20 protein-coding genes and 1 tRNA gene are annotated in these 26921 nt (G+C 34.0%); 13 read left to right on the forward strand and 8 right to left on the reverse strand.

Annotated elements, in window-relative coordinates; all coding sequences use genetic code 11:
• Positions 1–63: 63 nt before the first annotated feature.
• Together Q0X14_RS09685 and Q0X14_RS09690 are read right to left on the reverse strand one after the other, a co-directional pair.
• On the reverse strand, positions 64–963 hold the full coding sequence (locus Q0X14_RS09685; RefSeq protein ID WP_297837608.1) for a radical SAM protein: 900 nt from the start codon (positions 961–963) through the stop codon (positions 64–66).
• Between the two features lie 13 nt (positions 964–976).
• Positions 977–1918 (reverse strand): EamA family transporter, encoded by a 942-nt coding sequence (locus tag Q0X14_RS09690; RefSeq protein ID WP_297837611.1) that lies wholly within the window; start codon positions 1916–1918, stop codon positions 977–979.
• A 250-nt stretch (positions 1919–2168) separates the two neighbouring features.
• Between Q0X14_RS09690 and Q0X14_RS09695 the strand changes: the two genes are divergently transcribed.
• The gene (locus Q0X14_RS09695; RefSeq protein WP_297837613.1) at positions 2169–3326 is read left to right on the forward strand and encodes a hypothetical protein; all 1158 of its coding nucleotides are present in this window, start codon (positions 2169–2171) and stop codon (positions 3324–3326) included.
• Between the two features lie 4 nt (positions 3327–3330).
• Here Q0X14_RS09695 and Q0X14_RS09700 read toward each other — a convergent pair whose 3' ends face one another.
• Both Q0X14_RS09700 and Q0X14_RS09705 read right to left on the reverse strand, forming a co-directional pair.
• Positions 3331–3507 (reverse strand): hypothetical protein, encoded by a 177-nt coding sequence (locus Q0X14_RS09700; RefSeq protein WP_297837615.1) that lies wholly within the window; start codon positions 3505–3507, stop codon positions 3331–3333.
• 131 nt (positions 3508–3638) lie between these two features.
• On the reverse strand, positions 3639–4004 hold the full coding sequence (locus Q0X14_RS09705) for a hypothetical protein (protein WP_297837617.1): 366 nt from the start codon (positions 4002–4004) through the stop codon (positions 3639–3641).
• A gap of 182 nt (positions 4005–4186) precedes the next feature.
• On the opposite strand from Q0X14_RS09705, the gene Q0X14_RS09710 reads away from it, so the two are divergent.
• Positions 4187–4780 carry a diheme cytochrome c-553 gene (locus Q0X14_RS09710; protein WP_297837619.1) on the forward strand — a complete coding sequence of 198 codons (594 nt, stop codon included), beginning with the start codon at positions 4187–4189 and terminating at the stop codon, positions 4778–4780.
• A gap of 144 nt (positions 4781–4924) precedes the next feature.
• Positions 4925–5000: transfer RNA gene (locus Q0X14_RS09715), tRNA-Lys, on the forward strand.
• A 23-nt stretch (positions 5001–5023) separates the two neighbouring features.
• On the opposite strand, the gene Q0X14_RS09720 is transcribed toward Q0X14_RS09715, so the two are convergent.
• Complete coding sequence (locus Q0X14_RS09720) at positions 5024–6331, reverse strand: YCF48-related protein (protein WP_297837621.1); 1308 nt, start codon at positions 6329–6331, stop codon at positions 5024–5026.
• Between the two features lie 127 nt (positions 6332–6458).
• On the opposite strand from Q0X14_RS09720, the gene Q0X14_RS09725 reads away from it, so the two are divergent.
• The 7 genes from Q0X14_RS09725 to Q0X14_RS09755 all read left to right on the forward strand — a co-directional run bounded on the left by Q0X14_RS09725 (position 6459) and on the right by Q0X14_RS09755 (position 18144).
• Positions 6459–7139 (forward strand): DUF2461 domain-containing protein, encoded by a 681-nt coding sequence (locus Q0X14_RS09725; protein WP_297837623.1) that lies wholly within the window; start codon positions 6459–6461, stop codon positions 7137–7139.
• Positions 7140–7274: 135 nt separating this feature from the next.
• A complete protein-coding gene (locus tag Q0X14_RS09730; protein ID WP_297837624.1) occupies positions 7275–8603 on the forward strand; it encodes a lysine 2,3-aminomutase in 1329 nt (442 codons plus the stop codon).
• The gene (locus Q0X14_RS09735) at positions 8596–9897 is read left to right on the forward strand and encodes a pyridoxal phosphate-dependent aminotransferase (RefSeq protein ID WP_297837626.1); all 1302 of its coding nucleotides are present in this window, start codon (positions 8596–8598) and stop codon (positions 9895–9897) included. Before Q0X14_RS09730 ends, Q0X14_RS09735 begins: the two co-directional genes overlap by 8 nt.
• 36 nt (positions 9898–9933) lie before the next feature.
• A complete protein-coding gene (locus Q0X14_RS09740) occupies positions 9934–11469 on the forward strand; it encodes a bifunctional GNAT family N-acetyltransferase/carbon-nitrogen hydrolase family protein (RefSeq protein WP_297837628.1) in 1536 nt (511 codons plus the stop codon).
• A gap of 54 nt (positions 11470–11523) precedes the next feature.
• On the forward strand, positions 11524–12447 hold the full coding sequence (locus Q0X14_RS09745; protein WP_297837631.1) for a mechanosensitive ion channel domain-containing protein: 924 nt from the start codon (positions 11524–11526) through the stop codon (positions 12445–12447).
• 161 nt (positions 12448–12608) lie between these two features.
• The gene (locus Q0X14_RS09750) at positions 12609–15866 is read left to right on the forward strand and encodes a S41 family peptidase (protein WP_297837633.1); all 3258 of its coding nucleotides are present in this window, start codon (positions 12609–12611) and stop codon (positions 15864–15866) included.
• A 517-nt stretch (positions 15867–16383) separates the two neighbouring features.
• Positions 16384–18144 (forward strand): bifunctional UDP-sugar hydrolase/5'-nucleotidase, encoded by a 1761-nt coding sequence (locus Q0X14_RS09755; protein WP_297837635.1) that lies wholly within the window; start codon positions 16384–16386, stop codon positions 18142–18144.
• 139 nt (positions 18145–18283) lie between these two features.
• Here Q0X14_RS09755 and Q0X14_RS09760 read toward each other — a convergent pair whose 3' ends face one another.
• Positions 18284–19978: a T9SS type A sorting domain-containing protein gene (locus Q0X14_RS09760; protein ID WP_297837637.1), complete on the reverse strand. Its 1695-nt coding sequence runs from the start codon at positions 19976–19978 to the stop codon at positions 18284–18286.
• A gap of 439 nt (positions 19979–20417) precedes the next feature.
• Between Q0X14_RS09760 and Q0X14_RS09765 the strand changes: the two genes are divergently transcribed.
• Complete coding sequence (locus Q0X14_RS09765) at positions 20418–23285, forward strand: CHAT domain-containing tetratricopeptide repeat protein (RefSeq protein WP_297837639.1); 2868 nt, start codon at positions 20418–20420, stop codon at positions 23283–23285.
• Between the two features lie 28 nt (positions 23286–23313).
• On the opposite strand, the gene Q0X14_RS09770 is transcribed toward Q0X14_RS09765, so the two are convergent.
• Complete coding sequence (locus Q0X14_RS09770; protein WP_297837641.1) at positions 23314–24117, reverse strand: zf-HC2 domain-containing protein; 804 nt, start codon at positions 24115–24117, stop codon at positions 23314–23316.
• Positions 24118–24165: 48 nt separating this feature from the next.
• Complete coding sequence (locus Q0X14_RS09775; protein WP_297837643.1) at positions 24166–24765, reverse strand: hypothetical protein; 600 nt, start codon at positions 24763–24765, stop codon at positions 24166–24168.
• A 126-nt stretch (positions 24766–24891) separates the two neighbouring features.
• Between Q0X14_RS09775 and hemL the strand changes: the two genes are divergently transcribed.
• Positions 24892–26190, forward strand: a complete 1299-nt coding sequence (hemL, locus tag Q0X14_RS09780; RefSeq protein ID WP_366522808.1) for a glutamate-1-semialdehyde 2,1-aminomutase — start codon at positions 24892–24894, stop codon at positions 26188–26190.
• Between the two features lie 301 nt (positions 26191–26491).
• Entirely contained in the window at positions 26492–26899 is a 408-nt protein-coding gene (locus Q0X14_RS09785; protein ID WP_297837650.1) for a nuclear transport factor 2 family protein, read from the forward strand.
• The last annotated feature ends 22 nt before the right edge of the window (positions 26900–26921 follow it).

Genomic DNA, 26921 nt, shown 5'->3' on the forward strand with positions numbered 1-26921 from the left:
TGATATGCAAAGCTATTTCAACAATCTCAAAGTTCAAATGTATTGCTGTGGAACTTTAATCTTTTATAAACCTCTGTGTAATCCTTTGAACCTTGCATATTCAACTACTCTTTCATACTCATCCGGTTTTATTCTTCTCTTTAGCTTTTTATCTTCAGCGGCTTTGAATGCAGGATGATATTGATCCATAATATTCAGATATGTTTCTTTGGAGATTTCATCTGCAATAAAATCAATAACCTTTTCCGAACCGGCTAAATTATTTGGCAAAACAAGATGCCTTATAAGTAAACCTCTTTTTGCAATTCCTTTTCTGTCAATGTGAAGGTCACCCACCTGTCTGTGCATTTCTTTGATTGCAGATCTCACAACATTCCAGTAATTTTTTATGCCCGAAAGTCGTGTGGCAATTTCATTATCTGAGTATTTTATATCAGGCATATAAATATCAATTATATCTTCGAGCAACCGGAGAGTTTCAACAGATTCATATCCACCACAATTGTAAACAAGCGGAATCTCAAGTCCTTTTTCAATGGCTATAATCAATGCTTCTACAATCTGAGGAACAAAATGTGTCGGAGTTACCAGATTAATATTATGGCAACCTCTGCTTTGAAGGGAAATCATGATATTTGCAAGTTCATCAATTGAAATTCTATTTCCGATACCTAACTGACTTATATCATAATTCTGGCAGTAGATGCAGGATAGATTACAGTTTGTAAAGAAAATTGTTCCGGAACCATAAAGTCCAACAAGTTCTGGTTCTTCCCCGAAATGAGGACCATAGCTTGAGATGACAACTTCATCGGTTGAATGACAGTTGCCTGTTTCACCAGCTAATCTGTTTACAGAACATTCATTCGGGCAAAGTCTACACTCTTCCAACATATTTTTAAGAGTGTCAGCTCTGCTATTTAATTCAGCAGGAGTAAGTTTTTCCAAATAAAGAGGAAGCATGAAAGATATTATTTTATTCTTCTTTATTATTAAAGAATGACGGAATTTCAATTCCACTAACTTTTATAATACTGAGCAGAAGAATTAGTGCGCCAATCAATTGAACAGGACTTAAAATCTTTCCGTGAACAAAGTATTCAAGTATTACTGCAGAAAGAGGAAAAGCCAGTTCACAAATTGTTGCAACAGATGCACTGATTTTTTTCAGGCCATAGTAATAAATAAAAATTGCCGGACCACCGGTTGAAAATGCAATAATTAAAAAAACATAAAATTGATTTGAAGAAATGTTTGAAAAAGATTTGAAGTCATTTGTTATTGAGACAACAATTAACATAATTACTGCAGTTATTGCGAAACGAAGATAAGTACCAAGTTGAAAACCAATATTCCTTAAAGCTCTTTTGCTAAGTACAGTTGAAAATCCGAAACTGAATGCCGCAACCAAAGCAAACAAAGCAGCAACTGCCGTTTTATCTCCTGCATCAAGCATAGGAAGATTAAAACCAAAAGTAATTATATAGGCACCGATGATTGCAAGAGTTGCCCAAAATATAAATTCTTTTGTCAGTTTTTCTTTTAGAATTATTGCGGCAAGAATTATAGCAAATACGGGCTGAAGTTTTTGAATAAATATTACGATTGAAAGATTAACATAGTTAACAAAGAACAGCGCTCTCGTAATTGCCATAGTTCCAAGCGCTCCACCGAAAAAAGCAACACCTATAAATGCAATCCAATCTTTAGATTGAAGTTTTTTTAATGAAGAAAATTGCCTATAAAAAAACGGGGTGAGAATTATTGCAACAATTGTAGTTTCAATGAATACAACCAATGGAACTGGAAGATTATATAAATAAGGTCTTAGTACAATTCCATCAATTGCCCAAAGCGTTGCAGCAATTGAAACCAAAGAAGCAGGAAAAACTTGTGTTTTAGACTCGTTTTTAATCATACTTTTTTATGAAAAACTATTGACATTATTATCAGTTTCACAGTAAAAATTCAATTGCACAACAAAGATAACTCAAAAACCAATGTAAATTTTTTACTGTAAATTTTACCAACAAACGGGATTTTTAATTAACACCTGTAAAATAACACTACAATTTCAGCAATTAAAAGAGAAGTTAAGTGGAATAAAAGTTGAGAAATCTGGACAAAAACATTATTAATAAACAATCAACAGAAAGTAGGGTTGAAGGGTGCAAGATCCAATCACATCCGGTAGTTTAATAGACAAAGTAACAGAAGAATACGAATTATCAGTAGAAAAAATCACCACTTCAAAAATGCACGAGGTTGAGCAACTCCCAAACTGGGATCGGATTGACCGGTCACTTCAGATTAAAATACAGTCGGTGTTAAGAAGAATAAACCTTGCTAACACTTTAACTGAAGACGAAGTTAAAAAATGGATTACTGTTACAAACGAATCGTTTGAGGTTTCAGCTCTTCAAACATATTTGTTACTTACTTGTCTGAATATGTTAGGCGAGTTAAATAAAGTTGAACCACCTTTGTCTTTTCTTGCATGGCTGGATACTTCAAACTCCTCAAGCATAAAATCATTAAGAGATGAAGCGATAACCAAATCAATAAATTCAATTGGTGCAATTGATGACCAGGCAAAAGCTGTTAAGTTAATTAAATCAGTATTTGCTCAGTACAGATTAAACAACTCTATCGAATCAAACTTTTTCTATTTCTTTACAGATGCTCTTGATCAGGAAACACAAAACTGGATTTCTACAAACTGCTGGATATATCAGGACAATCCACTTGAGAAGTGGGCAAATCTTCAGAATGTTAAAGAAGGATATAGCAATCTTACAAGTCCGGAAAATAAAAGATTAACCAATGCGAGAAAAAGATGGGATGCTTTGGATTCATATCAGAAACTTTATGAAGTATCTCAGTTTCTCGAAGCACTCTTTAACCAATACAATGTTTGTATGGTTAATCCTCCGGTTAAATTTGAAAAGGATCCTATATCGAAAGTTTGGAAAGATATAGATATCGCAGTAAACGAACACAGATTAAATTACCTTTCAAACAATTTATTTAATCAGCTTGGCGGTGACGGACAGAAATTTAGATTTAATGAAGTGCGCTGTGTTTATAAAGATGAAGAACTTTACATCCTTGAAACAGATGTTAAAGATCGCGACCGCGATAACTGGTTAAAGAAACTTCAGGAGTGGTTAAAGACTAAAATTGATGCTGGCAAAGCTCACGGTGATACTGTATTTCTATTCAGTAGAAGTCAGGCACTGGTAATACCAGAAAAAACATTGCCATCAATACTAGAGAATTGGATTGATGCTGCAATAAAAAATGTAATCGCTAAAAAACAGTATTAAAGAATTAATTTTCTGCTAACTGAATAGCAAGTCTTTTTCTGTTGTTGGATTGCTGCTTTGCAGTATTAACTGATGCTCTTGGAAGTTTAATATCTACAACTACTTCCTTCTCACTAAAATCTAATTCAAGCTGGTTAGGATTTTTCTGAAGATCTTTCTTGGATTTCTTTTGTCTGATCATATCATTACGAAAGTAAAAAATGATTTGTCACAAAATTAATTTTTATTTTTTGCGTGAGGCAATCTATAAAGATTAATATTTAAAGTGAAGTGATATAAAAAATTTTTTTAGAAACTTTTTATAATTTTTTCTTACTTCGTATCGAAAGTTACTTTTTCAAGAAAATGAGAAGCTTCATAACTGTTAAGCATAACTTTTTCTGTTTTAAAGTTACTTTCTTCGCCAGCCGATAATTTTGTTAATCTTGCAATAGATTCTTTTCCATTAATTTTATAAATGATTTCAATATTATCCACATCACTTTCACTAACATTTTTAACCTTTCCTTCAATATGTCCCCAGGTTCTTGGTTGAATTGCTGGCGCATCTATATCAACGGCTTCCTTAACTTTAACAAGATTTCCTTTCACTTCTAATACTTCTTTTTCTTTAATGAAGTTATCGTATAAAAGATATCCGGCAATAACTACGATGACAAAGACTAAAAACTTTTTCATAATATTTTCCTTTTTTAATTTTCCTTAAACAAACATCAAGCCGAAATGTTATTTTACCTTCAGTTTATAAATTCTACCATTAAACAGTTTTATAATTGTAGTTAAGGAATATTATTGCAATTTTGACTTGTCAATAATTCACAATTTCTATTTATAAATTAAAACCTAAAAAGGAGGCAACCATGTTTAGGTTAAAAATCTTGTTTTCTGTTGTTATTACAACAACTTTTTTAATGGTTATTTTTTCTGCTTGTAACAACTCTGCAAATGAAAAAGCTGAGATGACACAGGCAGATAAAGTTGCACGAGGAGAATTCCTTGTAACATTTGGAGGTTGTGGTGATTGCCACACACCCAAAGTTTTCACTCCACAAGGTCCTGTTCCGGATACAACCAGACTTCTTTCCGGCTCACCTTCAACAACACAAATTAATGAGGTTGATAATAAGTTAGTTCAGCCAGGGAAATGGATTTTGTTTACACAGGATATTACCGCAGCTGTTGGTCCGTGGGGAGCATCATTTGCAGCTAACTTAACTCCCGATATTGAAACCGGAATTGGTTCCTGGAATGAAGAAATGTTTATAAATGCTTTAAGAACCGGTAAACACCTTGGTGCCGGAAGGCCTATTATGCCGCCAATGCCTTGGGAGTTAACCGGGCAACATTCTGATGATGATCTGAAGGCAATGTTTGCCTATTTAAAATCACTCAAGCCGGTTAAAAATAAAGTTCCGGATTATATGCCTCCGGATAAAGTATTTGCACAGAAATAATCTATTTTGCTTTGAAGGCGTGAAGGAGAGCACGCCTGACTATTAAATTTAACCCTTAAATCAATCTCGCATAATTTCAATTCTAAAATATAAATCACTTTTTCAGTCACTTTCAGAATAAGAAATTTTCTTTATTTTTGCATCGCACCCTTAGCTCAGTTGGTAGAGCAGTAGACTCTTAATCTATTGGTCGGGGGTTCGAGTCCCCCAGGGTGCACCAATTCTTAATTTCCAGCTAAAATTTCACTTTAAATAAATCATCTTTTTCGTTTCAGTAGTAACTTTTTCTGAAGCGACCGAAGAATTTATCAGTTTTAATCTGTAGAAGTAAACGCCACTTGAAATACCAGTTTTAGAAATCTGATTTGCATTGAACTCAACTTCATATCGACCAGCAGGTTTTTCTTCATCAACCAGTGTTGCAACTTCATTACCAAGTAAGTCATAAACTTTTATTTGAACAAATTGCCTGCTGCCAATTGCATACTGTATACTGGTAACAGGATTGAAAGGATTCGGATAATTCTGGAAAAGTTTGTAATCAATTTCATTTGACACTGTTGCTTGCTCAACACTATTTGGATCCGGGATATATTTAAATAAAACTCCATCTTGTCCGCAGGCAAATCCTTTTCTATCGTTTACAAATTGAACATCATAAACTGCAGAGCTGTCTGGAGTATCCATTTCAGACCAACTATTTCCTCCATCATTGGTAAAAAGTATTTTGTATCCTGCTGCTGACCAACCTTCGAGTTCATTCCTGAAATCAATCCCAAAACAAACTGCATTAATCGGAAGCTCTTCATAGGACCAGGTTTCTCCGCCGTCTGATGATTTAATTAATCCAACTCCGTAGAGATATTCTGGGTCGCCGGAGAGAGCTAAAATATTTAGTGAATCAAAAATGACAATTTCAAAAATCTCATCGGGACTTATTCCGTTGGTTTTCCAGTTTCTTCCGCCGTCCGTTGTTTTCCAGATTATACCAGAATTATCAAGAACACCTCCACAGGCAAAACCAAGTGAATCATTTAACATCTGAATTTGAAGAAAAGGAAGATTTGCAACAATATCACTATCCCTTTGAGATAAGTTCCAATTCGTTCCTCCGTTAGTTGTATAATATGTGAATCTGTCTCCAATCATTCCAAACTGCTCGTTCAAAAAAAATACTGATCTGAAAAATTCTGTTTCAATCGGAATGAATTCTTTTATCCAATTTATACCACCGTCAGTTGTTTTAAGCATATTAGTGCCAAGAGGTGGATTGTTCAATTCCCAGGTTAACGCATAACCATTTTGATTGTCAATAAAATGTATATCAATTACAGGATCAGATGTGTTGGTATTCTGGATTATCCAACTATCACCACCATCTGATGTGTGAATGATTGTACCGTTAAGTCCGCAAGCCCAGCCATTCAAAGAATCAGCAAAAACAATTTTTCTCAACAAATTATTAGTTGGTGAATCTATTCTAACCCATTGTGGCTGTGAATAAATATTAATACTTAGAAATAAAATATTTACTATTACTAACTTTTTCATAAAATTATTTCTGTTATCGGGCAATGTATAAAAAACAAAATAAACTTTTAATAATAAAAATTGGTGTAATGGAAGAACATTTTAATTATATTTTGACAGAGATAAAAAAGATTAAGACGAGGTTCAGATGAAAGCGATGACATTTCCTTTTGTAACTGCAAAGTATCTATCAGACCTTTCTAAAAATAACAACCGTGAATGGTTTCTGAAAAACAGAGAGAGATTTGATATCGAGTTTCTGCAGCCCGCTATGCAGTTTGTAATTGATCTTGGTGAGAGGATACAAACTTTTGCTCCAAATATTATGGCTGTTCCAAGAGTTGATAAATCAATATTCCGTTTGCACAGGGATGTAAGGTTCAGAAAAAATAAATCGCCATACAAAACTAATCTTGGAATTTACTTTTGGGAAGGTAAAGGAAAAAGAATGGAATGTTCGGGATTTTATTTTCACATTGAACCGAATAATTTTTTTCTTGGAGCAGGAATGTATGTATTCAGTCCACAGCAATTGAAAAAATACAGAGACACTGTTTATAATCCAGATAAGGGAAGAGAACTTTCCAATATAATTTCATCTATCCTCAAGAATAAAAATTATTCAATTGGCGGAAAGACTTATAAGAAAACTCCGCGTGGTTATGATTCAGATTATAAATATTCAGAACTTCTTTTGCATAGCGGAGTTTATTCATTCTATGAAATTGAATCATTAAACATGTTTCATAAAAAAGATATTGTAGAATTCACTTACAATGTGTTTAAAGATATGAATCCACTTCATCAATGGCTTGTAAATAACATCTGATTTAAAATTGAGATTAAACAAAAATTAAATTTCTGTTTACGAATTGAATTGATTCTCACTTCTAAAATGATATATTGCAATTAGTTCGAATACTCCGAACATTTCAAATCTACAAACAATTTACGGAGGTGCAATATGAAATATATTTCATATCTGCAAAGTAATTTCAAAAATATTCAACAGATGAAGAATCTGGAACAACAATATCTGGATGATATACAAATTGTTGGTTCTGTTCTTCCATTTAAAACCAATAACTATGTTGTTGATAATCTTATTGATTGGTCTAAAGTGCCAGATGATCCGATGTTCAAACTTACTTTTCCGCAGAAGGATATGCTTCTTCCGCATCATTATGAAAAGATGAAATCTGTTGTTTTGAATGGTGCGGATAAACAAAAAATCAAAGAAGCTGCTAATGAAATAAGAATGCAGCTTAATCCTCATCCCGCAGGACAAATTGAATATAATGTTCCGATGATTGAGGGTGAGAAACTTCACGGAATGCAGCATAAATACCGGGAGACTGTTTTATTCTTCCCAAGTCAGGGACAGACCTGTCACGCTTACTGTACATTCTGTTTTCGCTGGCCTCAGTTTGTTGGAATGGAGGATCTAAAGTTTGCATCAAAGGAAGCTGAGCTTTTAGTTAAATATGTTAAAGAACACGAAGAAGTAACTGATGTTCTTTTCACTGGCGGTGATCCGTTGATAATGAAAACAAAACATCTTGAAACTTATATAAGACCATTGCTCGAATCCAATATCGAACATTTGAGAAATATCAGAATTGGTACAAAAGCACTCGGTTACTGGCCTTACAGATTTTTGACCGATGATGATTCAGATGATTTATTGAGATTGTTTGAAGATGTTCAGAAAGCAGGAAAACACCTTGCATTTATGGCTCATTTCAACCATCCGGTTGAACTTGAAGGTGAGGTGGTTGAAAAAGCAATTAAAAGAATTCTAAACACCGGTGCCGTAATAAGAACACAATCTCCCGTTCTAAAACATATAAATGATGACTCCGAAGTTTGGGCTGAAATGTTCAGAAAGCAAGTTAAACTTGGACTGATACCATATTATATGTTCGTTGCCAGAAACACCGGTGCACAACATTATTTTTCAATTCCTTTGATTGATGCCTGGAAAATTTTCAGAGAAGCATATCAATCAGTCAGCGGAATCTGCAGGACGGTTCGAGGACCAAGTATGTCTTGCTTGCCGGGTAAAGTACAAATACTTGGGGTAAGTGAAGTAAAGGGAGAAAAAGTAATGGTGTTCCGGATGATTCAGGGAAGAAATCCTGATTGGGCAGCACGCCCGTTCTTTGCAGAATATGATGAGAAAGCAATTTGGTATAGCGATTTAAAGCCTGCTTTTGGAGAAGAAAAATTTTTCTTTACAGATGAGTTAAATAAAATTATATCACCGGAGGAAATTGAAGCCGATTATGAGTAAAAACAACAACCACAGAAACAATTTTGATATAAGTCTTAACCTTAATGTGAGAGGGTTTCCTATCTCAGCCACTCTATGGATAAACGAATTGTCGAACAAGCTTCTGAAAGAAGGAAAGAAGGTTTATAAATTTGGCCTGGGGCAATCTCCGTTTCCCGTGCCGCAAGTGGTTGTTGATTCTCTTAAGCTGAATGCATATCAGAAAGATTATTTGCCGGTTAAGGGTCTCGAGGCATTAAGAACTGCGGTTGCAGAATTTCATTCAAGGAGAACCGGAGTTAAACGAAGTTCTGATGATGTGCTAATCGGACCTGGCTCTAAAGAACTGATGTTTTTATTACAATTTGTTTACTATGGTGATATAATCATTCCCACTCCAAGTTGGGTTTCTTATGCACCGCAGGCGAAATTTATCGGTAGAAATATTGATTGGCTTCACACAAAAGAATCTAACAAATGGAAACTAACTCCTGATGAATTGGAAAAAATCTTTAAAAAAGATCCTGATAAACCACGTCTGGTAATTCTTAATTATCCCTCAAATCCCACCGGCATAACATATTCGGAAAAAGAACTGAAAGAAATTACAGCCATCGCAAGAAAATATCGTGTTATATTACTATCTGATGAAATATATGGAGAACTTCATTTTGAAGGTGAACATATATCCATTGCAAGGTTTTACCCCGAGGGAACAATTATTTCAAGCGGATTGAGTAAATGGTGTGGAGCCGGCGGTTGGCGGCTTGGAACCTTTACTTTTCCACCATCTCTTCGATGGCTTCTTGATACCATGGCCACGGTTGCAAGCGAGACTTATACATCTACAAGTGCACCTATTCAGTATGCAGCCATCACTGCTTTCAGGGGAAATATCAGCATTGAAAGATATCTTGTCAACTCAAGGCGTATTTTAAAAGCACTCGGACTTTATATTTATAAAAAACTTTCTAAAGCTGATATTCTCACTCCCAAACCTGAAGGGGGTTTTTATTTGTTTATTAACTTTAGAAAACATGCAGCAAAACTTAAAAAACGCGGAATTACAAACAGCAATGAGCTTGCCGAAAAACTTCTTCAGGATACCGGAGTTGCTTTATTGCCCGGCACTCACTTCGGCAGACCTCCCGAAGAGTTAACTCTGCGTCTTGCATATGTGGATTTTGATGGTGCGAAAGCTTTGGCTGCAATTGAAACTTTGCCCGCTTATAAGTTACCAGATGACAAATTTTTAAAGAATTATTGTTTCAACATTATCGAAGCTACCGATTTAATATGTAACTGGATTGATTAAATTTGGGCGATCGAAAAATAAAATTAAGGAAATACTATGAAGAAAATAGATTTAAGAGCGATTGAAAAAAAAATTAAGGTAAGAACACTAAAGAAAGAAGATTATGATGATGTAGTTGAGTTACAGAAATTATGTTTTCCGGGAATGAAACCATGGAAAAAAGAACAATTCTATAGCCAGATAGAAATCTTTCCCGAAGGACAAATATGTGTAGAACTGAATAAGAAAATAATTGCTTCTTCAAGCAGCCTGATAATTGATTTTGATTTATATCAGGAAAGCGATAACTGGCAAACATTGAGTGATTCGGGTTATATTACAAATCATGATCCCGATGCGGAAACTCTTTACGGAATTGAAATAATGGTTCATCCGGATTTCAGATCAATGAAAATAGCAAGAAGAATTTATAATGCAAGAAAAGAACTTGCGGTTAAATTAAATCTTAAGAATATAGTAGTTGGTGGTAGAATTCCCGGTTATAAAAAGTATAAAAACAAACTCACCCCACGTGAATATGTGGAAAAAGTTATAAATAAAGACATCTATGATCCCGTTCTAACATCTCAGCTTGCAAATGGCTTTGTTTTGAAAAGAATCATTCCCCAATATCTTACAAGCGATGAAGAATCAGATGGTTATGCAACACTACTTGAATGGTCAAATATAGATTATATTCCACCGGTTGCTAAAAAGGTTGTAACTTCAAAGAAAGTAAGAATATGTGCTGTTCAGTATATGATGCGCCCCATAAATGGGTTTGATGAATTTGCAACCCAATGCGAATACTTTACTGATGTGGCTTCGGGTTATAAATCTGATTTCGTTCTCTTCCCCGAAATATTTACACTTCAATTACTTTCGTTTCTGCCTAACGAAAGGCCCGGACTGGCAGTAAGAAAACTTGCAGAGTTTACAAATCAGTACCTCGATCTGTTTAACAATCTCGCTATAAAATACAATATTAACATTATTGGTGGCTCACATTTTACCAAAGAAGGGGATGATCTTTATAACATCTCTTATCTGTTCAGAAGAGATGGAACAATTGAAAAACAATATAAAATTCACATTACTCCAAATGAAAGACGATGGTGGGGAATAAAGCCGGGCGATAAAATTGAAGTGTTTGAAACCGATCGTGGAAAAATCAACATTCAAATTTGTTACGATGTTGAATTTCCCGAACTGAGCAGAATTGCTGTTTCTAAAGGAGCGGAAATAATATTTGTACCTTTCTGCACTGATGAACGCTACGGCTATTTAAGAGTAAGACAATGTGTTCAGGCTCGTTGTATTGAGAACGGAGTTTATGCTGCTATGGCAGGAAATGTCGGAAATCTTCCCTTTGTTGAGAATATGGATATCCAGTATGCACAATCCGGAATTTATACTCCGTCTGATTTTATGTTTTCAAGAGACGCTATTGCTGCCGAATGTACTCCAAATGTTGAAACCGTTGTAATTCACGATTTAGATCTTGAGCTGCTGAAAAGACATCGTTCGCAGGGAAGTACATTAAATTGGTTCGATAGAAGGCAGGACCTTTACGAAGTAGTGTTGAAGAAATGATTGAGTGATGTTTATGTTTACAATACATAAATTTTTCAGGATTGAATTATAAAAATGGAAGAATTTTTTACCAAGGTTCTTGGAATACCTGCTGATACACAATACAAACTTTTAGAATCGGTAATCTATATTGTTTTAATCGTTATCATTCAAAGAATTGTCAAAAGAATTCTTGTTTCTAAGGTCGAAGATTTAAAGGTTCGCTATCAGTGGCAGAAGATTTCATTGTATCTTTCCGTCTTTTTGATTCTTTTAATTCTATCAAATGTTTGGTTACAAGCTTTCGGTTCCGTAGGTACTTTTCTGGGATTGGTTTCGGCGGGAATTGCAATTGCATTAAAAGATCCTCTTGTGAATATGGTAGGTTGGATTTTTATTTTGATCAGACAACCATTTAAAGTTGGCGACAGAATTCAGATTGGAAAATTTGCCGGTGATGTAATTGATATAAGATTATTTCAGTTTTCACTCAATGAAATTGGCAATTGGGTGAATGCCGATCAGAGTACGGGCAGAATAATCCATGTTCCCAACGGAACCATTTTTATAGAACCGCAGGCAAATTATACTGCCGGATTTAAATATATCTGGAACGAAATACCTGTGCTCGTAACTTTTGAGAGCAATTGGAAAAAAGCCAAACAAATATTGACCGAAGTAGTTAACAAACATGCCGTACTGTTAAGCGGTGAGGCAGAAAAACAAATTAAAGAAGCCGCAAAAAAATTTCTTATTTTTTATACAAAACTTACTCCGATTGTTTATACCTCGGTTGAAGATAGCGGTGTTTTATTAACACTGAGATATATGTGTGACCCGAGAGAAAGACGATTAACAACCGAAAAAATCTGGGAAGACATTCTTGATAGATTTGCCCAGTGTGATGATATTGATTTTGCTTATCCGACTCAGCGATTCTATAATAATATTACCGAAGGTAAACCCGAAGCAAAAGCAAAAATTGAAAAACCTTCCTGAAAAATTGAACTCGTTAAAAGTTCATGCTTCTTTCCTTTACGAAAAAACTTAATACCATTTATAAGTTTATTTAACCACTGATAAAACAAACATATTATGTTGATACAGTTTTTAATTAATTTAATAATCGGTAATATCATATTAACTAAAGCGAGCGCAATATGAAAAACATTTTCGTTTCCTGCTTTGTTTTTTCACTTCTTTTAATTTCCCGATTAACAGCACAGGTTGATGCAAGGATGCTTCAATATCCTGATGTTTCAAAATCACATATTTCATTTACTTATGCTGGTGATATCTGGATTGTTGCAAAAGAAGGTGGAACAGCTTATAAACTCACCTCAGCTAAAGGAGTTGAAGGTTTTGCAAAATTCTCTCCCGATGGTTCGTTATTAGCATTTAGTGGAAATTATGATGGCAATACAGATGTATATGTAATTCCAACTCTTGGTGGATTACCGAAAAGAATTACTCACCACGGAATGACTGACAGAATTGTTGATTGGTATCCCGATGGAAAGAATTTATTGTTTTCTTCATCCCGTGAAAGCGGCAAACAAAGATTCAATCAATTCTATAAAGTTTCAAAAGATGGTGGCTTAGCAGAGAAACTTCCGTTACCTTACGCAGAGTTTGGCTCTGTTTCACCTGATGTAAAGAAAATAGCTTTCACAACCCGGACAAGAGTGTTCAGAACCTGGAAAAGGTATCTCGGCGGAATGGCTGCCGATATTTATATCTTTGATTTGGATAAAATGACCTCAGAAAATATTTCAAATAATCCTGCCAACGATGAAATTCCAATGTGGAAAGAAAATAAAATTTATTTCTTGTCCGACAGAGATAAAAATCAACGTTACAACATTTGGGTTTATGATGTATCAACGAAGCAAAACAGACAACTAACATTCTTCGATAAGTTCGATGTTCACTTTCCTTCAATCGGTGAAAATGAAATTGTATTTGAAGCCGGTGGACTTTTATATCTTCTGGATTTATCAACAGAAAAAATCCGTGAAGTAAAAGTTAATGTTGTAACCGATGGTTCAACTCTTTTAGCCCAGAATGAAAATGTTGAAAAACTTATTCAGAATTTTTCGGTTTCATATAACGGTAATCGTGCATTGTTTGAAGCACGAGGAGAAATATTTTCTGTGCCCGCTGAAAACGGAGCTGTAATCAACTTAACTCAATCATCAGGTGCTGCAGAAAGATTTCCCTCCTGGTCACCAAACGGAAAATATGTTGCATACTTCAGTGATAAAACCGGTGAATATCAACTAACTATTCGTGACATTGAAAATCCAGCCGAAGAAAAAGTTTTAACTTCTTTCGATGATGGTTTCAGATATAATATTTACTGGTCGCCAGATAGTAAGAAACTTGTGTTCATAGATCAGGCAATGAGAATTAATTTATATGATATGAACACAGATAAACTCACACAGGTTGACAAACAATTATGGTATTATGAAGGTGGTTTGAGAAATTTTTCCGTTAATTGGTCTTCGGATAGCAGATATTTTACTTATGGAAAAGATCAATCAAACAGAGCAAGTGCGATTGCGATCTATGACACGAAAGAAGGAAAGTTACATCAGGTTACAACCGGTTTTTACAGTGATTCAAATCCTGTTTTTGATCCTGATGGGAAATATCTTTACTTTCTCACAAACAGAAATTACAATCCTGTTTACAGTGATTTTGATAATACCTGGATTTATCCAAACTCAACTTTGATTGCTGCTGTTACTCTTTCAAAAGAAACGCCTTCACCAATCTTTCCAAAAAATGATTCTTTAACCGTAAAGAAAGACGAGGAATCAAAAGCAGATGAGAAAAAAACCGATGAAAAGAAAACTGAAAAGAAGGAAGAGGCAAAAGTAAAAGAAGTTAAAATTGATTTTGATGGTTTTGAAGAAAGAATAGTAATACTTCCACCTTCAGCAGGAAATTATGGAAGTCTGTCTGCTGTTTCAGGAAAAGTTGTTTTTCACAAAGCGCCAAACTCAGGTTCTGCAGATAAGAAAAAACCAATAATGTTTTATGATCTCGATAAGCGCGAAGAAAAAACTATTGTTGATGATGCTGACGCTTATCAGATTTCTGCAGATGGAAAGAAAATTCTGGTTGCAAATAAAAACTCTTATTCAATTGTTGATGTTGCACCGGATCAGAAACTTGATAAGAAACTTCCCACAAATCAACTTGAAATGACTGTTGTACCAAAAGAAGAGTGGAAACAAATTTTTAATGATGTGTGGAGATTGGAAAGAGACTTTTTCTATGATAAGAATATGCACGGAGTTGACTGGAAAGAAATGAAGAAAAGATACGGCGCATTAATTGACAATGCTGTTACACGGTCTGATGTTAATTATATAATTGGTGAATTGATTGCAGAATTAAATGCTTCTCACACATATCGCGGTGGTGGTGATGACGAAACTCCGTTGCAGCGTGCTGTTGGTTATCTCGGAATCGATTGGGAATTAAATAATGGCGCATACAGAATAAAAAGAATTGTGAAAGGTGCTTCATGGGAAACCGAGGTTCGTTCTCCTCTGTTGACTCCGGGAATCAAAGTTAAAGAAGGCGATTATATTCTTGCAGTAAACGGAGTAAAGATTGATGTAACAAAAGATCCGTCTTCAGCATTTGAAGGACTCGCCGACAAAACAGTTGAACTTACAATCAACAATAAACCATCAACTGATGGAGCGTGGACTGTTGTTGTTAAAACATTATCTGATGAAACTCGATTAAGAAATCTTGAGTGGATTGAATCAAACAGAAAAAGAGTTGATGAAGCAACTGACGGAAAGATCGGATACATTTATGTTCCAAGCACCGGAATTGACGGACAAACAGAATTGGCAAGACAATTCTACGCTCAGTTTAATAAACAAGGATTGATAATTGATGAACGATTTAACAACGGCGGACAAATTCCTGACAGATTTATTGAATTGCTCGACAGAAAACCTCTTGCATTCTGGGCAGTAAGAGATGGTGCTAACTGGCAATGGCCTCCCGTTGCAAATTTTGGTCCCAAAGTTATGTTGATTAACGGATGGAGTGGCTCGGGAGGAGATGCATTTCCTGATTATTTCAGAAAAGCAAAACTCGGTCCTTTGGTTGGTGCAAGAACCTGGGGAGGATTAATTGGAATTACAGGCGCACCAACTCTAATTGATGGCGGAAGTGTAACTGTTCCAACATTCAGAATGTATGACCCTGATGGTAAGTGGTTCAAAGAAGGACACGGCGTTGACCCTGATATTGAAGTTCCTGAAGATCCCGGTATGCTTGCAAAGGGTGTTGATGTTCAACTTGAGAAAGCTATTCAGGAAGCGTTGAGATTACTAAAAGAAAATCCAACGGTTAATCCAAAACAACCGGAGTATGAGAAAAGATAAATTTATTTAACCTTCAATTCCTCATCCCGCTGAAGTGGGGTGAGGAATTTTTATGTCATTAGTTCTTTGCCAAAATGAATAAAGATTTGAATTGATGAATAATTGAATGGCTGAATGTCTGTTTGCCATTTCGACCCCGACCTGTCGGGGGAGAAATCTTTCCTTACAAATTTAACAAGACAGAAAATAATTGAATGAATGATTGAAAGCTCTGATGTAATTCTAAGCGACCTGCCTGGAATGACAGGCAGGCGTAAAGAATCTTTATAAGAGATTTAATCTTGCTTCGTTCATTTATTTTAAAAATAAGTATTGTTATTGTACCTGCTGCATCTCACTTAAGCTTTTGCAATAGAACAATCCCCATATCGGAATGTTAAATCTTTCGTTAAAGAAATAAATCAGAATAAAGATCTAAGCGACAAAATCAAGCAATCTTTCCTACTTATTGTCTTTATCATAATCTCTTATCCCTCAATTTATTATCTTGCAAAGCAAAAATTATCGGATGTTATTTATGCTGAAAAGATTTCATTTACTTGTCTTTCTTCTTTTAATATTTAATATCTCCTTTGCTCAGACTGTTAATGTCAAAATCATCGAAACATCTGATGTTCACGGGGCAATATTTCCTTATGATCTTGTAAATGATCGTCCGTCAAATTCATCTCTTGCACAGGTTATGACTTATCTTAATGAACAACGTGCAGATACAAACCAGATTATTTTTCTTCTTGACAACGGCGATATTCTTCAGGGAGATCCGGTTGTTTATTATTACAACTTCGAAAAGACTGATACAATTCATCTATATGCAGATGTTATGAATTATATGAAATATGATGCAGCAACAATCGGTAATCATGATATCGAAACCGGTCACAATGTTTATGATAAATTCAATAATGAAATAAATTTTCCCTGGCTTGCTGCAAATGCTATAAGAACTTCTGATGGTAAACCTTACTTTAAACCTTATACAACTATCGAAAGAGGTGGAATTAAAATTGCCGTTTTTGGTTTGATAACTCCTGCAATTCCCAAATGGCTTCCCGAAAAAATCTGGGAAGGAATGCAATTCGATGATATGATTGAATCTGCTCAGAGGTGGGCAAAGAAGATTCGTGAAACCGAGCAGCCGGATTTGCTGATTGGATTATTTCACGCCGGAGTAAATTATAATTACAGCGATGAAGATTCAACTATATACAAAAATGAAAACGCTTCAAAACTTATCGCAGAAAAAGTTACCGGCTTTGATGTAATATTTGTTGGTCACGATCACGAAGGATGGAATTTCAAGACACGAAATCCAAATGGTAAGGAAGTGCTCGTTCTGGGAACTCAGGCAAGCGCCCGCACATTGGCAGTTGCGAACATTAAATTAACTTTTGATAAGTTCTGCGGATTCTTTGCTTCAGATGAGATGTCGGGAGAAATAGTAGAAGTTAAAAACTACAAACCAGATGAAGATTTTATGAAAAGATTTTCCCCTGCTTTTGATGAAGTAAAAAAATATGTTTCGCGACCAATTGGACTATTCACAAAAACAATTTCATCGCGTGATGCTCTCTTTGGTCCATCAGAGTTTGTTGATTTGATTAATTCAGTACAACTTGAATTAACAAATGCAGATATTTCTTTTACTGCGCCGCTTTCATTTAATGCCACAATTAAAGAAGGAGATTTGTTCGTTAAAGATATGTTCAATTTATATCGTTATGAAAATCTTCTTTACTCAATTGAAATGAGCGGACAGGAAATAAAGGATTATCTCGAGTTTTCTTACGGCAACTGGTTTAATCAGATGAAAGATGAAAATGATCATCTCTTAAGATTCCGTCTTGATGATAACGGAAAGATTGTTTATTCACAAAGAACAAACTCACCGGAACTCTATGAAAGATTTTATAATTTTGATGCGGCCGCAGGAATTGATTATGTTGTTAATGTAACCAAACCAATCGGTGAAAGGGTTAATATATTAAAGTTATCTGATGGTCGTGAATTTGATTTGAACTCAGTTTATAAAGTCGCTTTGAACTCATATCGTGGCAACGGCGGAGGAGATCATTTGACAAAAGGAGCAAAAATTCCGAAAGATGAACTTAACAAAAGGTTAATCAGTTCAACAGACAAAGATCTTCGTTATTATATGATGAAATGGATTGAAGAAAAAAAATCCGTTGAACCAAAACTACTCGGTAACTGGAAAGTTGTACCGGAAAATTTCTGGCAAGCAGGCAAACAAAAAGATTATATCTTAATTTTTGATTAATCTGATGATTTTTTTTAATAACTATGCTGTAGTTTTTTCTCCGCTTCTCAATTAACTGCAACAGGAAAAATTTAATTAAATTTAAAACAATAAAGACCTGCTCATAGTTAAGAACAGGTCTTTATTTAAAGTGTTTTCACTATTTCATCAATACCATCTTCTTGCTAGAAGTATATGAACCGGCAATAAGTTTATAGATATAAACTCCACTTGGGAGATTTCCTCCATTAAATTCTAAACTATAATTTCCTGCCGCCTTGTATTCATCAACCAATATCGCTACTTCATTTCCAAGCACATCATAAACTTTCAATGTTTGCCAACTACCTACTGGCGACTGCCAACTAATCTTAGTGTATGGATTAAATGGATTAGGATAATTTTGATCGAGAGTAAAATCAGAGAGAAGATTCGTTAAATTCTCAACATTAGTGATTGAATGTTTATATTTTGTAGTTATGATAACGATATTACTGCTAAGGGATCGCTGGGCATCTCCAACTATGATCAAATCATTTAAAAGAGATAGTATTGCAAGAGCTTCAAAAAAATTATAATTCACAACATGCTCTGCTATAAAATTTTCAAATAGTAACGAATTAGTATTTAATATTAATGCAAATGCACCTGTTGGTGATGTGGCTGTTGCCGCCATGATTCCTGATATAATTAAATCTGGTGAAGGGAAAAAAGGATTAAACGTGAATCCGAAAAAGCGTGCGTCCGGACCAAATCTCTTAACTTTATTTAATTTGAAATTATTGACTGAAGAATTAATTATAATTGAATCACCATTAAAAGTAGCAGCCCATAGAGAATCTCCTGTAGGAGAATATTTAATTAAAACCACTGTGCTCAGAAATGTGGGGTCATATGAATTACCTCCAACAAAAATATTTCCATCCGAATCAGAAATTATATCAATCACTTCATCCCGCTGATCAGAATTTCCATTATAAAATCTTGCCCATTGGAACTGACCATCGGAATTAAGCTTGACTACAGCAAAATCAGATGTTAAAAAATTTTGTGCATAATTTGCACTGCCACCTATAAAAATATTACCTTGATTATCAACTGTAATAGAAGAAAAATAATCATCAAATCCAGCTCTATCATAAGTTTGAGTCCATATTGAATCACCATTAAAACTATTTAATTTCATAACAAAGAAATCCTGGGAAAAATTGTTTGGGTTAGTCATTGAACCGCCCACAAGTATAAATCCATTATTATCCATAACCATTTTCTCCGGTGTCATAGTTGCAAAGTCATTCACATAATTATTTGTCCACACTTCGGAGCCATCGAAATTATACTTAATTAATGTAAGCCCGGTATTTTCTGATACTAAAACCAATACAGACCCATCATCGTCAACAATTAACGATTTGGCAGTTGCAGAAAAAGAGTTTGTATTATAAATAGAACTAAATTGAAGGACTCCATCAGAATTAAATTTAATTGTTACAATTGCTGTGGAAAAACTTGTTGTAGTACTTGAACCTGTCAAATAACAATTACCCAAACTATCCACAAAAAAATCTTTTACCAAAACAGTATTTTCGGAATTGATATCATATAACCTGGTCCATACAGTATCACCCTGTGAATTATATTTTATTATCAAAAAGTCAGAGTTGTTAGAGTTGAGAGTTGCTGTTCCTCCAATATATAAATTCCCCATATTATCAGAACCTACTCCAACAGAAGATACAGATGAGTTAGATAAAAACGAGAATATATCCTGCCATTCTTTTTGATATTGCGGATAGATAAAAGTATAATTACAGATTATCAAAATGCTAAACACCAGTTTTATAATACTTTTCATATCAAGGACTCCCGATTAGTTAAATAAATAGTTCTCTATATTTATTATAGTTTGTAAACAGGCAAAAAACTTTCAAGAATCAAAAAAAATTTTTTATCCAATTTGATCTTTTTTAGTTAAAGAGCCCAAGTTCTTGTAAAGTGTATTTGATATTCACATTCTTTGGGTTGTGAATTATTAAATCGTCGAATATTTAATTGGTTTTAATCGCTAATCACCAGACAGGTAATTTGAACTTTTTTTGTTTTGCAATTACCGAGTCGCTATTAGATTGTATAATTCTATCTTTTCTGAAACTTTTATTCCCTGTGGGTGATTTTCACAAATATCCGATAATTCTTATTGGTTATTTTAAAATGAAAATTTATGTCTTATTTTTTCCATTGCAGATTTCCTCAGTAATATAGCAATTAGTTTTAATTATCTTTCACAAAAAATTATGAGAATACTTTTTTCATATATTCTTTTTATAACTTTTCTTTTTCTTAACTGTCCGAATTCATTTGGACAACAAATAACTGTCTTGTCAGATTCTTCAGCAGGGAATTATTATTTTGAAAAGGCAGAACATTTTTATGAAAGAGGTGAATACGACAGTTCAACATATTATTACAAACAAGCAGCAAATGAATTCAAGTCTCAAAAACGCTGGAAGGATTACCTCATTTCAAAAAATTATGCGGGAATTAATCTGAGATATCTTTCGATGTATGATGAATCTTTTAATACATTAAATGAAGCTTTAAGCATTGGACTTGAACAACTTGGGAGCAATGAACCTATTTTGGCAGATATTTATAATAGCATCGGTTCTTACTACTATGAAACAGGCGAACTTGACAGCGCTCTGGTGTACTATAGAAACGGACTGAATCTTAGTTTATCAGCTTTTGGTGAAAATCATAAAAATACTGCAAGAGGTTATCACAATGTTGGACTAATTTATTACTGGCAAATGGACTCCGACAAAGCTTTACAATATTTTGAAAAATCACTTTACATCTGGCTTTCTTTAATCGGAGAAAAACACTCCGCTGTCGGAAATTGTTATCTTAATATTGCCAATGCATATTATCTTATGGAAGATTTTGATAAAGCAATTCAATACGCATTAAAATCACTAAATGTATGGAAATCAGTTTTAGGTGAAGATCATCAATATGTAGCTATGGCATACAATAACCTTGCTGATACATATGAAACTATTGGCAAATACAACGAAGCAATTGAAACTGACAAAATTGGACTGGATCTTAGAAAAAAAATCTTTGGTAATGAACATATCGAAACAGCCAATTCTCTGGCACATATAGCAAGTATATATACAAAAACAGGAGAGTTTGAAAAATCCCGACAATATTTCAATGAAGCTTTTGCAATCTATAAAAAGTATCCAAATTCAAATCCTTACAAATTACAAGCACTTCTCGATTTAGCAGATTTGAATTTGAGAGAAGGGAGATATGAAGAAGCATTAAAAAACTGTGATACAGTATTAATTTATACTCTTCCGGAAGTGTTGAATACTGATTTTAATGTGGATAATTTAACATTAACTCCAATGAGAACTGAATTATTAAATGCGATATTTCTTAAAGGAGAGATTTATTCAAAATATCAATCAAATCAACTGCTGCATCCTGACAAAAAATATATACAAATCGATCATAATTCTTTAAAAAGTTCCTATTTCTGGTACAAAAGATATAATCAGGTACTTGAAAAAATAAAAAGAGAATACAGAAATGAAACTTCAAAATTATTTCTGGGTAAGAAAAAGTTTGAAGTAATAGAAAAGTTGATAGGAATTTCGCTTGAACTCTATGAATTAACCGGTGATGAGAAATACAAGAGTGAAGCATTTGCATTCTCTGAGCAAAGCAAAGCTCAATCATTGTACGAGGCGATTACAGAATCAAACGCAAAACAATTTGCAGGAATTGATGAACAATATTTGCAACTAGAAAAATCGATTAAAACCAAAAAGACTTTTCTTGAAACAAAAATACTAGAGTTTGAAGCAGAACAACCGGACTCAGATGAAATGCTTCTAATGAAAAAAGAATTATTCGCGTTGAGTTCAAAATATGACAGCCTGATTAATTTCTTTGAAACAAATTACCCCGAATATTACAGACTTAAGTTTGATGATAACACACCTGATATAAAATTAGTCCAAAAGGATGTTCTGGATGATCAAACAGTATTACTTGAATATTTTATTGGTGATAGTTTAGCTTACATCTTTATTGTTGATAAAAACCAAAATGCTGTATTAAAAACAACTTGCTCAGAAATTTATGACTATACGAAAAAATTCAGAGCCTCACTACAAAATCTGGATTACGAAACATATCTTCATTCAGCATATAAACTTTATTCTATTCTGATGAAACCCGCAGAAAACTTCTTATCTGACAAAAAAAGAATTATCATCATACCCGATGGCATTACGCTTTATCTCCCATTCGAAGCACTTTTGTACAAAAAGATTTCCGTTACCAATAATTTGGATTTCAAGACACTGCCATATCTTCTGAACCAATATGAATTCGTCTATAGCTATTCTATAAAATTGTTGTTAAACAGAAAATCCGATTCAAATAATATTAAATTATCATTTGCCGGCTTTGCACCGGTTTTTATTGATGAAAACATAGACAAGCTTAAGATTCAGCAAGTAATTGATTCAACTTTATTTTTAAGTGAAAGAAGCAACAAAGGACAAGAAGATGATTATTCTGCTTTGCCGGAAAGTGATACTGAAATAACTGAGATATCCAAATTGTTCAATTCAAAAGGATATAAGAGTAAAATATTCAAGTATAAAAATGCAACTGAGACAAATTTGAAATCTGATGAAATAACTTCGTATAGCTGCGTTCATCTTGCAACTCATGGTTTTATTAATGAATCAAAGCCCAGACTCTCCGGTTTAATTATGTCCATTGATTCTAAAGCTCAGGAAGATGGGATTCTATATTCTGAAGAGGTGTTTAATTTAAAGTTGAATGCAAAACTGATAGTTCTAAGCGCTTGTGAAAGTGGTTTGGGAACAATAATCAATGGTGAAGGAATTCTCGGATTGACAAGAGGATTTTTGTATTCAGGAGCTGAGAACATTATTGTTTCACTCTGGCGTGTTGCCGATAAATCGACATCAGTTTTAATGTTAAAGTTTTATGAAAAATTATTAGAAGGAAAAAGCTATACTTCTGCTTTAAGGGAAGCTAAACTTGAAATTTTGAAAGATGGAACATACTCTTATCCACTCGAGTGGAGTCCGTTTATTTTAATTGGCAAATAAACTTTTGCTTAATGTCAGATTTGTAAGTTTATCGGATAAAAAATTTCCCAACTAATTCAAGCTTATCATCAGAAAGTAATTTCCAGTAATACAAACCTCTGTTAAATTTTTGATTTACTTTAATTTCGGAACCGATTATGGTTTTCTGGTAAACTGTTCTGTTTTTATTATCAACAATAACAATTGTGTTTGATTTTGATTGTTTGATCTGTTTCCAATTGAATGTGATAGGGCTTTTTACAGTGTCTCCGTTTGCTGGGCTAATTATTTCATAATTAAGGTTTGATCTTGTATTTCGGTTAATAAAATTTTCAAGAACTGCATTTGTAGCAAAAACTTCTTTATCAAAATTATTCCATTGTCTTTTAACTTCAGTTTTTTCATTGAAGGCAATTTCAGGAGTTTTGTTGCTGTCCACTTTTTGAATATTTGACAGGCTATCAATTTCAAATTTTCTGTCAACTTTTTGAACTATTTTCAAATCATCTTTCACAACTAATATGTAATAAAAGCTGAGGCCTAAAGCAATTGAAATCAAAGCAACTGCGGAATATTTGAAAAGTTTAATTATTTGAAAATTTTTTATTGAGCTATGTTCGGAGATTTCTGAAGTATTTTCAGAAAAAATCTCATCCATTTCTTTATCTTCAGAAATAATTTTTTCATATTTAATTCTGCACTCTGAGCAGGATTTCAGATGATTTTCAACAAACGCCTGCTCTTTTTCAGATAACACTTCTCTTAAGTTCAGATAAGTTGAGATCGCTTGATTCGAAAGATGTTCCCTTGAATTATTAAGCAGCATTGAATATTCTTCTAAAAAGTTTTTCATCATTATATAATTATAAGTTTAAATATTATCAAAACACTTTCAATTAATTTATTGAATATCAAATTTATTAAACATTGGAAAGTTGTATCCGTTTTTCTTTAAATAGGAAAAGAATTTAATTCTCAGTCTTCTTATCTGAGTGTCAATTGTGTTTAAATTCTTTTTTGTAATTCGGGCAATTTCTGTCCTGTGCATATCATTTACCAATAAATTAAATAAGGCTCTCTCCTGTTCTTTGAGTGAAAGCTTAAATAAATTTATAATACTAAATAACTCTTCACTCTCAACCTTGCTGTATGTTTTTTGTTTTTCTTTCTGACTAAAATACAAAGAGCTCATATCTTCGTCATCACTTTCATATTCTATTGGAATTTCATTTTGTTGCTTTTTTTTTATTTTAAGAGCAAGATCAAGCTGTACTCTGCATTGAATCTTTATTGCAGCAATTAAATAAGCATCAGGGTTTTTGATTTCATCAGATAAACTAATACTACAAATATTTAAATAAACCTGATTAATGAATTCATCAAGTTCTGAATAAATTGTCTTTACAAACAAATCACGGTAGCGATTAAAATAGAAGCTGAGAACTTTATAACCCTTTGAACCAGGTATGAAATATTTTTTTTGAATTTCCTCAGGATTCATACAGATAAGCTTATTTTATCTTCACCGAAAATATAGAATTTTAATTAAGATACTCCAATAAGAGTGAAAAGAACTAATTATATATTTAAATTTCAATTAGAAATAATTCAGTAATTGGTAATAAAAATTATGAACACAACAAAAAGCAAACAGTTATTCGAAAAAGCAAAAAGATATATCCCCGGTGGAGTTAACTCTCCCGTACGTGCATTCAAATCAGTTGGCGGTGAGCCAATCTTTATTGAAAAAGGAAGCGGCTCAAAATTTTATGATGTTGACGGCAATGAGTACATCGATTACATCGGAAGCTGGGGACCGCATCTGTTCGGACATAATCCGCCATTCATCAAACAAGCTTTGGCAGAAGCATTTGAAAAAGGAACAAGCTTTGGTGCACCAACAGAACTTGAAGTCAGAATGGCTCAGTTAATCACCGATTTAGTTCCTTCGGTTGAGATGGTAAGAATGGTTAACAGCGGAACAGAAGCCACAATGTCGGCGATTCGTGCCGCACGAGGTTACACCAACAAAGAAAAGTTTATCAAGTTTGAAGGATGTTATCACGGACACGCTGATTATTTTCTTATCAAAGCCGGAAGCGGTGCTTTAACACTTGGAGTTCCAACCTCTCCAGGTGTTACAAAAGGAAATGCTGCCGACACATTACTTGCTGATTTCAACGACATTGAATCGGTAAAGAAACTTGTTTATGCAAACAAAAACAATGTGGCCGCAATAATTATTGAACCGATTGCCGGCAATATGGGAGTTGTAAAAGCCGATGAAAGTTTTCTTGTTGAATTAAGAAATCTTTGCAACGAAGAAAACATTGTTCTGATTTTTGATGAAGTGATGACAGGGTTTCGGGTTGCTGCAGGTGGCGCACAGGAAATACTTGGAATCAAACCCGACTTAACAACATTCGGGAAAATAATTGGTGGTGGTTTGCCAGTCGGTGCATTCGGTGGTAAAAAAGAAATTATGGAAATGGTTGCACCTGCCGGTCCGGTTTATCAGGCGGGAACATTAAGCGGAAATCCGCTTGCAATGGCTGCAGGTTATGCAGCGCTTAGTTACATCAAAGAGCATCCGGAAATTTATGTTCAGTTAGAAAAGAGCTCGATGTATCTTGAAAACGGATTTAAAGAGAATCTGAAAGCCGTCGGAAAAAATTATGCAATGAACCGTGTCGGCTCAATGATGTGTATGTTCTTTACAGAAGAGCCGGTAAACGATTTCAAAAGTGCAGTGAAGTCCGATACAGCATTATATGGAAAATATTTTCATGAAATGTTAAAGCGGGGAATTTATCTTGCCCCGGCACAGTTTGAAGCACTGTTCGTCTCAACAGCACATACCAAAGAAGACTTGGATAAAACAATTAAGGCACACAGAGAGGCGCTGGAAACAATTTCCAAACAATAAAAAATTTTATGACTGATGACCGTACACAAATCTTCGATCAGATAAAATCTCTGATGAAAAAATATGAACCGCCTTTTTCTGCAAGAAATGATTTTGACTTATGATATAAGATGATTTGGATAAGACGATTGAGGCGCATAGAGAAGTTTAGGCAGCCTTTAGGGTTAATATTTTTTTTAGATTTGATTAAGCAAAATAAATTGATTTTAGTATAATTGCGGGAAATAATAAGTTAGCGGTCATGCTATGGCGACATCATAACCGAACAACAGTATTTCAAATTTTTAACCAAGTAAAAAATATGAGCAACGAAACGACATTGAACAAAGACCAAAAACAACTTTGGGAACTAGTCCAAAAAATCAACAATTGTTGGTACAAAGGAAACCCGTTACAACTTTCGGATTTTTTTGACCCAAATATTGTGTTTAATAGTCCTGACTTCAAGCATCAAATCATTGGTAAAGACAACTGTATTCAGACATATAGTGATTTTATGAATAACTCAAAAGTTCTCATATACAATGAAGGCAATCCGACAGTCGAACTATTTGCAAATACTGCCATTGTAACTTATGACTTTGAAATGAAATACGAACAGAATAAAAAGACATATCATGAAACAGGAACAGATATTATGGTTTTTGAACGCCATCAGGGTTCGTGGAAAGTTATTTGGAGAGGATTGAGTAACTTAAAAAATGTATAATGATAAATATTTTTATGTTGAC

The sequence above is a fragment of the Ignavibacterium sp. genome (genome assembly GCF_025998815.1).
Taxonomy (GTDB): domain Bacteria; phylum Bacteroidota; class Ignavibacteria; order Ignavibacteriales; family Ignavibacteriaceae; genus Ignavibacterium.